This is a genomic window from Deinococcus sp. YIM 77859, from assembly GCF_000745175.1.
In the GTDB taxonomy this organism is placed as follows: Bacteria; Deinococcota; Deinococci; order Deinococcales; family Deinococcaceae; genus Deinococcus.
Genome location: NZ_JQNI01000004.1, coordinates 238,574 through 251,395, shown reverse-complemented (window position 1 = coordinate 251,395; position 12,822 = coordinate 238,574). Strand labels below are relative to the sequence as shown.

The 12,822-nt window shown below is 65.2% G+C and carries 8 protein-coding genes; 1 reads left to right on the top strand and 7 read right to left on the bottom strand.

Translation table 11 applies throughout. The features are described 5' to 3' along the window. Positions 1-45 precede the first annotated feature (45 nt). From EI73_RS14380 to EI73_RS14355, 6 genes are all read right to left on the bottom strand, one after another. Positions 46-1,206, bottom strand: a complete 1,161-nt coding sequence (locus tag EI73_RS14380) for an ABC transporter substrate-binding protein (protein WP_034388782.1) — start codon at positions 1,204-1,206, stop codon at positions 46-48. Between the two features lie 19 nt (positions 1,207-1,225). Beyond that, positions 1,226-1,879 (bottom strand): GntR family transcriptional regulator, encoded by a 654-nt coding sequence (locus tag EI73_RS14375; protein WP_034388781.1) that lies wholly within the window; start codon positions 1,877-1,879, stop codon positions 1,226-1,228. 120 nt (positions 1,880-1,999) lie between these two features. Continuing rightward, positions 2,000-3,181 (bottom strand): MFS transporter, encoded by a 1,182-nt coding sequence (locus EI73_RS14370; RefSeq protein ID WP_197050794.1) that lies wholly within the window; start codon positions 3,179-3,181, stop codon positions 2,000-2,002. Positions 3,182-3,441: 260 nt separating this feature from the next. Then, complete coding sequence (locus EI73_RS14365) at positions 3,442-4,479, bottom strand: chemotaxis protein CheB (RefSeq protein WP_034388779.1); 1,038 nt, start codon at positions 4,477-4,479, stop codon at positions 3,442-3,444. Positions 4,480-4,515: 36 nt separating this feature from the next. After that, positions 4,516-5,571, bottom strand: coding sequence for a chemotaxis protein CheB (locus EI73_RS14360; protein ID WP_081909105.1), 1,056 nt, complete (start codon positions 5,569-5,571; stop codon positions 4,516-4,518). A gap of 81 nt (positions 5,572-5,652) precedes the next feature. After that, positions 5,653-6,981 carry an ATP-binding protein gene (locus EI73_RS14355; protein WP_051935655.1) on the bottom strand — a complete coding sequence of 443 codons (1,329 nt, stop codon included), beginning with the start codon at positions 6,979-6,981 and terminating at the stop codon, positions 5,653-5,655. A gap of 434 nt (positions 6,982-7,415) precedes the next feature. Here EI73_RS14355 and EI73_RS14350 point away from each other — a divergent pair, with 434 nt between their 5' ends. Further along, on the top strand, positions 7,416-10,469 hold the full coding sequence (locus EI73_RS14350) for a CheR family methyltransferase (RefSeq protein WP_034388778.1): 3,054 nt from the start codon (positions 7,416-7,418) through the stop codon (positions 10,467-10,469). A gap of 120 nt (positions 10,470-10,589) precedes the next feature. Here EI73_RS14350 and EI73_RS16770 read toward each other — a convergent pair whose 3' ends face one another. Beyond that, complete coding sequence (locus EI73_RS16770) at positions 10,590-11,852, bottom strand: hypothetical protein (RefSeq protein ID WP_034388777.1); 1,263 nt, start codon at positions 11,850-11,852, stop codon at positions 10,590-10,592. Between the last annotated feature and the right edge of the window lie 970 nt (positions 11,853-12,822).

Sequence of the window (12,822 nt, the reverse complement as noted above, 5' to 3'; positions counted from 1 at the left end):
TGGCTCGTTCCGCCCCCGGTCGGCGGCTGGGAAAGGAGACGGCTTTTAGCGCTCGAACTTGAGCGCACGGGGCACGACGCTCTTGGGGTAGACGGGCACAAAGGCGCCGTTTTGAACCTGCTGCGCGATCATCGTGAGCGGGTTCTGGTTGCGGAAGCCGCTGTAGTCCTTGAACTGAATGGGGCCAAACGCGGTCTGCATGTTGAGGGTGTTGAGGGCCGCCTTTACCTTTTCTCGGTCGGTGCTTCCCGCGCGGCGAATCGCCTCGGCCGCGACCAAAACGGCGGCGTAGGCCTGAGCCGCGTGGTAGCTCGGGTCCTGTCCGCCCAGCGCCTTTTTCAGCTCGACGTTCAGCTTCTGGGTGCCGGGGTAGCGGAGCTGGGGAATCCAGGCGGTTGCCGTGACCACGTTCTCGGCGGCGCTTCCGGCGTCCTTGACGAATTCCGGCAGCGCAAAGCCCGCCGCACCCCCGGCAAAGAGGCGTGGCTTGACGCCGACCTCGCGTGCCTGGCGCATCAGAGCCACGCTGTCTTCGGCGTAGGACACCATCAGGATGCCGTCGGGGTTCTTGGCCTTGATGCGGTTCAAGACCGGTCGGAAGTCGGTGAGGCCCTTGTCGTACCGCTGGTCCTCGACCACGGTGATGCCGTATTCCTTGGCGAAGTCCTGGGCAGCGTCGGCAACGCTTTTCTCAAAGGCCCCGGTTCCCGCGATGATCGCCATGTTCCGGAACTTGTTGGCGCGGAAGATGTTGAGGATCACGCGGGCGTACTCGGTCGCGGGCTGGTTGAGGCGGAAGATGTAGTCGCTGCCGGGCTTGGTGATGTCGTCGCCGCTGGAGCTGAAGACGAGCGCCGGGACCTTTTGGCGGGCGAGGTACTGCGCCTGCGCCTTGACCAGGCTGGACGAGTACTCGTTGAGCACCAGCGGCACGCCCGCGTTCACCAGCCGCTCGGCGGCGGCCAGGCCCTTGTTGACGTCGCTGGCGTTGTCCTCGATCACGAGTTCGATGCGGCGCCCAAGGACACCGCCCCGGCGGTTCACCTCGTCTACGCCGACCTTGAAGCCCGCGAGCTGCATCTTGCCGAACTCGGCAAAGCGCCCGGTGATGGACGTGATCGCGCCGATCTTGATCGTGCCCTGCGCCTGAGCGGCAGACAGGGTGGAGAGGCTGAGGATGAGGCCGAGGGTCAGGGTCTTACGCATGGGGTTCTCCTCCGGGAAATCAGGGCTGGGTGTGGTGGATACGAACGGCCTGCGCGACGCGGGTGAGGTGAGCGCGCATGGCGGCCTCGGCGGCGGGGCCGTCGCGTTGCCGCAGCGCACGCTCGATGGCCCGGTGCTCCTCGTGGCTGCGGCGCAGGTGCGCGGGGGTGTTCAGCAGAAGGGGACCCGCCAGGCGCATCTCCCGTGCGAGCAGCTCGGCGTGCCGCGCCAGCCGGGCATTGCCGCAGGTCTGGACGACGATCTGGTGAAACCGGGCGTCGAGGTCGCGGAAGCGGCCCGCCTCCCCCAGTGCTGCAGCGCCCTGCGCGTCCAGCACCCCCCGCAGCGCCGCGAGGTCGGTGCTGCTCATCCGCTCGGCCGCCAGACCCGCGGCCAGGCCTTCGAGGGCCGCGCGCAGCTCGTACAGTTCGAGCAGGTCGCCCAGGTCCAGCCGCGCCACCTCCACGCCCCGCCGCGAATGCTCGACCGCCAGCCCTTCTCCCACGAGGAGCAGCACCGCCTCGCGCACGGGCGAGCGGCTGACCTGAAGATGACGGGCGAGTTCCGGTACGCTCAGGCGGGTGCCGGGGGCGAGTTCCCCCGCCAGGATGGCTGCGCGCAGCCGTTCCCGCACCACGTCGACAACGCGGTCCCTGGCAACAGGTTGAAGCACGTAGGGAGCCTCCCTTCGGGTGAACGTAGGGCTTCCAGCCAGACACAAACTGTGGAACGAAATGAGTGTTACATGTAAAAGGCTTCATTGCAAGCCGGGGAAGGAGGAGTGCCCCCGGGTCTACGGGCCTGACGTTCGCGGCCACGCGAGGGCGGCAAGGGCGGCTGCAAGCGCCAGGGCCGCGAGCCCAGCCGCAACGGCTCCGCTCCAGCCGAAGCGGGCGTAGGCCACCCCGGGCAGAACTGCCCCGAGCGCGCCCCCCGTGTAGTACGCGAGGTTGTAGAGGCCGGAGGCGAGCGACCGCCCCTGCGTTACGCTCGCGGCAACGTACCCCGTCGTGGTGGCCTGAGCGACAAAGACGCCGCTCGAACCGATCGCCAGACCCAGGATGATGAGCGGCAGGGGTGCGGCCAGCGTGACTGTGAAACCCAGCGCCGCCAGCGCGAGTGCGCCCAGCAGTACCCGCCGGTGACCGAAGCGCGCCACCAGGCGGCCCGAGGGTGGCGTGACGACCACGCCCAGCAGGTACACGGTAAAGACTGTCCCAAGGCCTGCGGACGTCAGCCGGTAGGGCGGGTCCGCCAGGTGGTAATTCACATAGGTGAAGGCGGCCACCAACGCGAACAGCAGGGCAAACCCCACCGCGCACGCGGCGAGAAGCGGCGGATTGCGCAGGTGGCTTCCCAGAGTCGGGAGGGCCTGCCCGGCCCGCTGGGGCACGAAATTCCTCGCCCGGGGAAGGACGGCCCAGGCGATCAGCCCAATCAGGAGGTTGGATGCGGCGATCACGTGGAATGCCTCCCGCCAGCTCGCTGCTTCTGCGACGACGCCACTCAAAAAGCGCCCCCCGAAGCCTCCGACGACCGTGCCCGTGATGTACATGGCAAGCGCTGCCGGAACGCGTGGGGTGGGGAGTTCCTCCGCGACGTACGCCGTGGTGACGACCATGACGCCGGGAATCAGGACGCCCTGTACGAAGCGCCAGAGGATGAGGTGGCCGAGCGAATCAGCCCGGGCGATCAAGAGGCAGGGCACGGCGAGCAGCAGCAGAGCTCCTACCAGCAGGCGTTTACGCCCCAGCGCGTCTGCCAGGAGGCCCACCAGCGGGGCACAGAGGGCCATCGCTAGGGTGGTGGCACTCACCGTGAGGGACGTCGCCACCCTGGACGCCGAAAACTCGCGCGCGAGCTCCGGCAGCAGGGCCTGGGTGCTGTACACATTGAGAAACGCGCCGCAGCCCACCAGGGCGAGAACGGGCAGGAACACGCGGGGAACGCGAGAAGAAGCCGTGGGGTGTGCCACCCACCCATCATGCGGTGTGCCGGGCCCCCCTGAAGAAGTTTTCCTCCTCAAGGGAGGCTAAAGGTCGGCCCGCGCCAGCCGGTGCACACTGAAGCCACCCGGTTCCAGGCCCGCCGTGGGTGTGGGCCACTCCTGGAACCAGCCTGGGGTCAGCCTGGGGGACCACAGGTGGAGACGGGCGGGTTCGGGATCTGTAGACGCTGGACCTGCCCCCCCATTCGCGTGCATCAACGGTGGACAAGTCTTTGGGAGGCGCTCCGCTACTCCCGCGGCGCAGCCTCCTCCACCTTGGCGCTGCTGAGCTGCTTGTTATGGATGATCAGGTTGTGGACGGTTTGGGCGTGCTCCTCAGCCTCGTGGGCCTGAACCAGGAACGCCTGCGCGGCCCGTAGGTTCCCGCTCTGCTCGCACTGGCCGCCGAGCTGCCGCAGCAGAATGGCGCTCTCTTCCAGGGCGCGGAGCACCTGGTAGGCCTTTTCCTCGATGTCCGAGGTGATGTCGGCCAGCAGACTGCTTGCGGTGTAGGCGTGCCCGGTGTGACAGCGGTAGCGCGTCAGGGTACCCTCCTGGATCTGCGTCAGCGTGCCGTGGCACTCGGGGCAGGTGAGGAGGGAGGGTTTGCCGCAGTTCATGATGCCGAGCTCGTATCCGCTGTCCTGCGCGGCGATCCGCACCTCAGCCCGCAGGCGCTTGTGCTCGTGTGGCTCCAGCTGAACGGCGAGGCTCTGGCGCGGTTGACGAACGAGCTGGGAGAGCTGCTCGCCGATCTGCGCTGCGGACAGCACGGCGTCCACAGCAACGTGCTGAATGGCGCTGCGGGGCATAGCGTCGAACCGCGCGTCCCCCGGGTCCTGCACGATGGCCTGGCCCCCCAGGCGCTTGATCGTCCACAGGCCCGAGGTCCCGTCGTCCAGCAGGCCCGAGAGAATCACCCCGGTCACGTCCGGCCCGTGCGTGTACGCTGCCGAGCGAAAGAGGGTGTCTATCGCGGGCCGCATCCGGTTTTCCCGGGGGCCTTTGGTCACAGCCAGCTCGCCATTCTCGACAAGCAGGTGATGGTCGGGCGGCGCCACGTAGATGCGGCCCGGCTGCGCTGTCTCGCCGTCCTGCGCGTGCTGGGCGGGCAGTGCACAGCAGCGGTTGAGGATGTCGGGGAGGACGCTCGGGCTGTAGGGCGCGATATGCAAGACCATCAAGACGGGTGCCGGAAAGTCCGTGGGGAGCCGCGATGCAAGCGCCTGAAGGGCTTCCACACCCCCGGCGGAAGCGCCAATCACCACGATGGGTTGTCGAGTCATGACCTCTCCATTCTGCTGCGCGCGCCCCTGCTCCGCTCAGGGCAGGTTGGGGTCGTGGCTGACCTGGCTGCCCTCGCGAATCACCGGGTCGTCCAGGGGATTTTCCTGGATCAGGACATCCCGCACCCGGCGGGAACGTTCCTCGGCGGCGTGCGCCTGATCAAAAAAGAGTTCTGCGGTTCGCACGTTGCCAGCGTCCGCGTGGTGCTCGCCGAGTTGGCGCAGCAGAATGGTGCTTTCTTCCAGTGCCCGGACCGCACTCCACAGGCTATCTTCAACCGATTCGTTCACTCCGGCAAGCAGGGCGCTCGCGCTAAAGGCGTGCCCGGTGTGACAGCGGTAGCGGACGTGTCCTCCTTCCTGCAGCCGCACCAGCGCTCCGTGACAGTCGGGACAGGCGATGGCGGAGAGCTCACCCATCTCCAGGATGCCCTGTTCCAGTGCCCCGTCTTCGGCGGCGATCCGCACCTCCGTTTCCAGACGACGCCGTTCCTCCTCATTCATCTGGTCCTCTCCATCCTGCGAGCTTTGTGTGACCAGCCGCGTGAGCAGCTCGCCCAGTTCTGCCAGCGGCACCACGTAATCCACGTCCACCTGTTGCAGGGCATTCACCGGCATCTCGCTGTAGAGGGCGTCGTCTGGCTGCTGCACCACGGCGACGCCTCCCCGCCGCTTGATCGTCCACAGGCCCGAGACGCCGTCATCCAGCGTGCCCGAGAGAATGACGCCGATCACCGCCGAACCGTACACGTAGGCCGCCGAGCGAAAGAGGGCGTCTATCGCAGGCCGGAAGCGGTTTTCCTTGGGCCCTTTGGTGACGGCGACCCGTCCCTGCTCCACCAGCAGGTGATGGTCGGGCAGCGCCACGTAGATGCGGCCCGCCATCAGCGGCTCCCCGTCCTGGGGATGAATCGCCGGAAGGGGGCCAGCCCGGCGCAGGATCTGCGGGAGCAGGCTGCGTGTCCCCGCAGGAATATGCACCACCACCAGCACGGGAGCTGGAAAGTCGGGAGGCAGCGCGGCGGCCAGATCGATCAGGCTCTCTACGCCTCCGGCCGACGCACCGATCACAACGAGACGCTGGGGTGCCATATCCCGCATTGTGGGCCCGGCTCCTGCATTGGGGCATGCAGGAACATGAAGGGAAGGCCGCTCGCCTTTATGTTTCTGCCCTCAGTCCAGGTCCACAGGTTGCTTGGGCAGGGCCACGTAGAAGGTGGCGCCCTCCCCAACTTTGCCCTCGGCCCACACCCGGCCCCCGTAGCGCGACATGACCCGGCGCACGATGGCGAGCCCCACCCCGGCGCCCTCGTATTCCCGGTCGCTGTGGAGGCGTTGAAAGACGTGAAAGAGGCGGTCGCGGTAGCGCATATTAAAGCCCGCACCGTTATCCTGCACCGCCAGCACGTACTCGCGCCCCGTCTCCTGCGCAAAGACGCGGATGCGTGGTTGTGGCTGCGCGCGGGTAAACTTCAAGGCGTTACTCAGGAGGTGGCGAAACACGAGCTGCATCGCGCCGCTGTCGGCCTGGACCACCGGTAGAGGGTCGGCGCTGAGCTGCACCTGCCGGTTGGCGAGCTCGGGCTCGAGTTTCTTGCGAACTTCCCTGAGCACCTGATCAAGCGGCACGCGCGAGAGGCGCATGCGCATTCGACTGGCCCGTGAGAAGTCAAGCAGCGCGGAGATCAGGCCCTGCATCCGCCGCGCCGAGGCGCCGATGTGTTCCAGGTACCGCCGGCTTTGCTCGTCAGGAGGAGGAAAGCGCTCGTTCAGCAGCTCCGTGAAGCTCTGAATGTGGCGCAGCGGCCCCTGCAGGTCGTTGGCCACGTCGTAGGTGAAGCGTTCAAGCTCCTCAGCCAGCTCGCGGACGCGGGCGCTGCGCTGCTCTACTCGCTGCTCCAGCGTCTGGTTCAGGCGCAACACCTCCTCCTGCGCTTCCTTTTGCGCGGTGATATCGATCACCGCCGCGCGGCAGTGGGGGCCGGACCTGGACGCGGGATCCACCGCAACGGCCTCCACCTGCCCCCAAAAGCCAGTCCCGTCCTGCCGGACCAGCTTCAGCTCGGCCACCCGCTTGCCTGGGCCGTCGAACACCCGCTTCAGCAGCGCCGTGAAGTGGCCCCGCCAGCCGGGATCTACAAACAGCGGAAAGCGGCGACCGATCAGGCGTTCACGGGGCACCCCCAGCAGCGTGCAGCCGGTGAGGTTTGCCTCCTGAATCAGGCCCTGCTCGTCAAAGGTGAAGTACCCTATGGGCGCGAAATCAAAGAGGTCTAGGTACTTGCTGCGCGCCTCCTCGGCCTCCAGCAGCGCCCGGCGCAGTTCCTCGTTCTGGTGTTCGAGCTCGATCTGGTGGACTTGCAGTTCGTGCAGCAGAGTGGCGGGATCCTGTGTGGCCGGTGCGGGTGGGGGTCCAGATATCTGCAACTCACGTTCCGCCCGCTCGCGCAGCGTCTCTCTAGGCGCGTTCTTACCGGTGGGGGAGGAGGCGTCGTGGCTCATACGGTCTCTTGGAACTCCAGGCGGCGCGGAGGCAAAAAAGGCTTCGCAGTCGGAAGGGACTGTGGCAAAAGGGCGTACGTCGCCCGGGGGGCGGAAGTCGGGGAAGTTCTGCGGGCAGTATAGCGCTCCAGCCTCCTGCGCCCGACCAGAAGATGGACAACCGCCCCTGGGAATACCGGGAACACGGGCGGCTGTCAGGAGGGCACCCATCCTGCCCGCGCCTTCCGCAGCCCAAAAGCGTACACCAGCCGCGCAGCGGAAGGTGACTCTACGCCCCCGAGGCTTGCTTCACCGGGGTGCGGCGTCACGGTCACACTTTGTCGCGTACACCCAAGTTTGCGAGAAGCGGCGCGCTACCATGATCCGGCTACGCCTCCTGCCCCCTGCTGTCCTGCGGCCTGGGCCGTGGGCGCGCGACCCCTGGAGCCTGCTCTATGCCTGAACACTCCCACATCCCCGAAGGTGCGCCCTCCGACACCACCGAAGCCACTGCGCCTTTCCCGCCCGCTGCTGTGGTGGGGATCGGGGGCTCTGCCGGGGCGCTCGACGGCTACGAACGCTTCTTCACGGCGTTGCCGGGTGGTGGAGGCATGGCTTTTGTGGTGCTCGCGCATCTGGATCCCAGCGGGGGCGGCCTGATGCCCGAACTCCTGGCGCGCTGCACGCCGCTGCCCGTGCTGGAGGTCACGGACGGTCTGGAGGTGCAGCCCGACCACGTGTATGTCGCTCCGCCGGGCCACACGCTGGCGCTGCTGCACGGCACCCTGCTGCTCACGCCCGATCCCCAGCCCTACCGGCCCATCGATGGGTTTTTCCAGAGCCTTGCCGCCGACCAGGGGGAACGCGCGGTGGCGGTGGTGCTCTCGGGGATGGGCACCGACGGCAGCCTGGGGGTGCGGGCCGTCAAGGAGAACCTGGGGCGGGTGTTCGTGCAGGACCCGGCCAGCGCACAGTACCCCAGCATGCCGCGGAGTGCGCTCGCCAGCGGCGTGGCGGACCAGGTGCTGCCCGCCGAGGAGCTTGCCGCCGAGCTGTACGCACAGGTCACCCACACCGAGTGGCTGCGTGTGCAGGAGGGCACGGAGGGCCGCCCCAATGCCGCGCTGCAAAAGATCCTGCTGCACGTGCGGGCCCGCACCGGTCATGACTTTTCCCTCTACAAGCAGAACACGCTGGTTCGCCGTATTGACCGGCGGATGAAAAGCCATCAGATCGCGGAGCTGAGCCACTACGCTCGGTACCTCGCCGAGAACCCGGCCGAGGTAGACGCCCTTTTCAAAGATCTTTTGATCAACGTCACCAGCTTCTTCCGGGACCCCCTTGCCTTTGAGGCGCTGGGAGCCCATCTGCGGACCTACCTGCGCGAGCACGAGGACCTGAGCACCTTCCGGGCCTGGGTGCCGGGCTGCTCGACGGGTGAGGAAGCGTACTCCATCGCCATGCTGCTCAGCGAAGTGCTGGACGAGTTCGGGGGTGAGCGGTATGTCCAGGTACAGATTTTTGCGACGGACCTCGATCAGGAGGCGATCGACGTGGCGCGGTTGGGCCTGTACTCCGTGCAGGGCGTGGCGGGAATTTCCCCAGCGCGGCTGGAGCGCTTCTTCATTCCGCGGGACGGCGGCTACCAGGTCAGAAGCGATCTGCGGGAGATGATCGTCTTTGCGCGGCACAACACCTTTGGCGACCCGCCCTTTACCCGCCTGGACCTGCTCTCGTGCCGCAATATGCTCATTTACTTCGGTGCCGAGCTGCAAAAGCAGATCCTCCCGCTCTTTCACTATGCGCTCAAGCCCGGCGGCCTGCTGTTCCTGGGGCCGTCCGAGACGCTGGGCTCAGCTCGTGACCTCTTTGCCCCGCTGGATAACCGCTGGAAGCTCTACCGGCGGGACCCGGCTCGGGCCAGCGGCGTGCTCCCCCTAGGACACCTCGGGCAGCCGTCCCTGGAGCGGCCCCACCTGCCTCGCCCGGAGCTGCGCCGCGCGGTGCCCAGCGGAAAGGAGGTGGGGCTGCCGGGGCCCCACCTGCCTCGCCCGGAGCTGCGCCGCGCGGTGCCCAGCGGAAAGGAGGTGGGGCTGCCGGGAGCGGTGCAGAATCTGCTGCTGACCGAGCTGGCTCCGCCTGCGGTGATGGTGGACGCGCAGGGGAACGTGCTGTACGTGAGCGGCCGCACCGGTGCCTACCTCGAGTTGCCGCCCGGTACGCCCAACATGAACGTGGTGGATATGGCGCTGCCCGCCTTGCGCTACGAGCTCAGCGGCGCGCTGCGCGAGGCAGGGTCAACCGGGCAGGAGGCGCGTTCCCTGGCCCTCACAGTGCCGGTCAACGGCGAGCTGCGTCAGATTGAACTGAGCGTGCGGCCGCTGCGTCTGCCCGGTCAAACGGGGAGCCTCTACCTGATCGTCTTTCTGGACCGGGGTGGGGTGCAGGGGCCGCGGGCCCAACGTGGAGTGGCCCCCGAGGCGAGTGACCGCGTCGCGGAGTTGGAGCGCGAACTCAAGTACACCAAGGAGTATCTGCAGGCCACCATCGAAGAGATGGAGGTGGCGCTGGAGGAACGCAAAAGCACCAACGAGGAACTCCAGACTGCCAATGAGGAACTTCAGAGCAGCAATGAGGAACTGATGACCTCCAAGGAGGAACTCCAGTCCCTCAACGAGGAACTCATCACCATCAACGCGGAGCATCAGGTCATTATCTCGGACCTGCAACAGGCCAACGACGACATGAAGAACCTGATGGACTCGGTTGGCATCGCGACCGTGTTTCTTGACAACGAGCTGCGCATCAAGCGCTTCACGCCCAAGATCACCCAGGTCATCAACCTGATGCCGGTCGATGTGGGCCGCCCGCTGACCGACATCGCCTCCAACCTGCGCCATGACACGCTGGAGGAGGATATCCGCCGCGTCCTCCAGACCCTCGCCTCCTTCGAAACTGCCGTACAGACCCGGGAAGGCCAGTGGTTCCTGATGCGCATCTCGCCCTACCGCACCTTCGACAACTTCATCGATGGGGTGGTGGTTGTCTTTACCAATATCGATCCCCTCAAGCGGCTGGAGGGACAGTTGCGCGAAGCCCTGCTCTACAGCGAGGCGATTCTGAATACCATCACTGACCCTATCCTGGTGCTGGACCACAACCTGCGTGTCGTCTCCTTCAACACGGCGCTTCTTACCCTCCTGGGTGCCGACCCGGCAGACGTGCAGGGCGAGCGGGTCTATGACCTGGGAAGCGGCCAGTTCGATCAGCCGGACCTGGTGACCCGCCTGCGTGAGGTGGCGCTCGGTGCAGCCGAGCTGCGTGATTTCTTGCTGGAGATGGACTTGCCGGGTGAGGGCAAACGCGCCATCAAGCTGAATGCCCGGCGGCTTGTCAGTTCAGATGGGGCGGCCGAACTGGTGCTGCTGTGGTGCGAGGACCTGACCCCTGTCCTAGAACGGCTGGCCGAGGAAGGTGGCAACGCCTTGCAGGGCAGTGAGGCGGACTGACGCCCCTTGTTGGGGAGGAGGCAGCATGCGGAGTGTGGGGACCCCTGCAGCTCCAGGCAAGGCCAGCAGTGACGTCGGGCGTCACCACTGGCCTGCTGTTTGAGCTCGAGCGCCCTGGCTTCAGTAGGCCGCTTTGCCCGCAGAGGTCACCGGGCCAATCACCACGTTCGCCTCGCGGAGCTTCTTCTGCCAACGCTCGAATTCTTGGCGTTCAGTCTGAAGGGTGACGGCACCGGGCCAGCTTCGGTTGTTCTTGCAGGTGCTGCCCGTGGCCTTGGTACAACTGGGCGTCCAGAGGTTGTTAAAGTGTGGCTTGCCGTCCTTCCCGAACCGCACCCAGCCGACCAGATTGTCGCGCAGCGAGTTGTTGAAGAAAGTTTTGGGTGACTTTTCAGCCCCCTTCTGCATATCCCACATGTACATGCCGACGTTGGTGCTGGCGATGATGGTCCCGTCCGGCAGGCGGCCGCTTGAAAGGATGCGGTTCTCGTAGACGTGCTGGTTGTGCCCCCCAGCGATGCCGATCCCCTGATTAGAGGTGCTCACAATTTGGTTGTGGAAGACCTCCACGTACCCGCCAACTATCTCCAAGCTGTCCTGTCTCCCGTCACCGATCATGATCCCGCCGCCCGAGTACACCTTGTCCTGAGTGGGGTTGAGGGCATAGGCCCCCTGGATGTAGTTGTTGTGGATCTTGATCGGGCTCTCGGGCGTCCCGCTACTTTGGAAGATATTGATAATTTCTTCAGTGGAGCTCTTGCCCGGCTCATTGATCACCTCGTTCCAGGCGATTTCGGCATGACGAATGTGTCTGACGCTATTGAACTGCACGGACTGGAGGTAGTAGCGCTCGTTGAGGTAGCCCCCCTTGCCGTCACTCTTGCGGCCATCGACGTTCTTGACACGATTGCGTAGAATCTTGACGGTCTGTCCGTTCGCGGCCTTCCCCTGGAAGACATTGACATAGATGCCGCCGGTGCCTTCCAAATAATTGTTCTCCACCCGCAGGTTCAAGACGTCCTCGGCAGAGATGAAGCGGCCGGTATGACGGCCATAGACATTGGGGTTCAGGCCGTAGCCGTTGGTGTTGCGCACGGTGAGATTGACCCAATAGCCGCGAATCAGATCGCCACGACCACGGATGTTGGCGTTCTCGATGACGACGGGTTCTGCGGTTTTGATGGACACGGCGGGAACGTTGGGGTCCAGGCTCTCCCAGTTGCCGGAGTAGGTGCCGCCCCGGGTGATCGTGATCGGTCCGCTGTAGGCGATCTCAGCGGCTCCCGGCATTTTGCTTGAGCTCTGCGCGAGAGCTGAGATGGTCAGCCCACCCCCCACCAGGAGAGCAGCACTGAGAACCGGGATTCTCAGAGAACTGTACATAGGGTTACCTCGTTGCCACTGTAGCCCTAAAATGTGAGAAATCTAACGTGCCCTTTTCATGACGCTTTTCTGATGCACATCCACCCACAGCTCGACCGCACGAGCGCCTCTGCAGTTTTTGAGATTTGTCATAGACCTGTGAGGGGTAAACGTTCATACTGTTCACATGGTCCTGTTGTTACTCGTGGCGCTGCCGAGTGTGGTCGCATTGTTGCTCGTGGTAGCCCTCGGGTGTTCCATCCTGCTGCGGACCCTCAAGGGTGAGCGGTGGGAAGTGTCGCTTGATGGAGAAGCAGAGCCGCTTCTAGAGAGGGTGACGCCTCTGACGCCTGCGGCTCTGCCCACCCCATCCAACCCTCACACTTGGCCCACCAGCAACCGCCTTCCTCTCGGACCGGTCTGTCCTGTCGCCGATCAAGCCTAGGGCTGGAGTGGGAAGCTCATCAATCTGCTCCTGATACGGCTCCTGGCTCCAGCCCTTCGCCTTCGGGAAAGCGCCGAAGGCGAACACCCCTCTGGAATCCGTCCTTTTTCCTTCTGCCGCCCGTTGGGAGTCACAGGAATGGCATCCCTATTCAACCGAAATCCCTAGGGGTGCACTTTGACGAGGCCAGATAAGCGAGAAGCGCCTTGATGAGGGAGAAGGCGCTTGAGCCCATTCCCTCACCTGCACGGCACGGGTGCCGGTTCTTCTCCAGAAGGGGAGACTCACAAGGTTAGGGACTCCAAAGAGCTGGAGGGGAGAGCGAGGGAAGGTGGCTCGTTCGCTCCTTATTCCCCCACATGCGGTGCTCCTCCCTCCACTCCGTGAAGGGAATACTTAGCAAACCCATCTTATTCTCATCTACTTATTGACCTCTCGGAGGGGCAGAGAGTGCCTCAAACAAGCGAATGAAGCCGGGAATAAAACCGTCGTAGACACGCAAAAAGTCTTGCATGGCCCTTCGCCAGGGTCTTAATCACCTGAATG

What these genes read in the sequence shown, in the direction of transcription:
- EI73_RS16770 (WP_034388777.1), bottom strand. Translation starts at nt 11,852, where the DNA reads ATGTACAGTTCTCTGAGAATCCCGGTTCTCAGTGCTGCTCTCCTGGTG.
- EI73_RS14380 (WP_034388782.1), bottom strand. Translation starts at nt 1,206, where the DNA reads ATGCGTAAGACCCTGACCCTCGGCCTCATCCTCAGCCTCTCCACCCTG.
- EI73_RS14365 (WP_034388779.1), bottom strand. Translation starts at nt 4,479, where the DNA reads ATGACTCGACAACCCATCGTGGTGATTGGCGCTTCCGCCGGGGGTGTG.
- EI73_RS14355 (WP_051935655.1), bottom strand. Translation starts at nt 6,981, where the DNA reads ATGAGCCACGACGCCTCCTCCCCCACCGGTAAGAACGCGCCTAGAGAG.
- EI73_RS14360 (WP_081909105.1), bottom strand. Translation starts at nt 5,571, where the DNA reads ATGGCACCCCAGCGTCTCGTTGTGATCGGTGCGTCGGCCGGAGGCGTA.
- EI73_RS14350 (WP_034388778.1), top strand. Translation starts at nt 7,416, where the DNA reads ATGCCTGAACACTCCCACATCCCCGAAGGTGCGCCCTCCGACACCACC.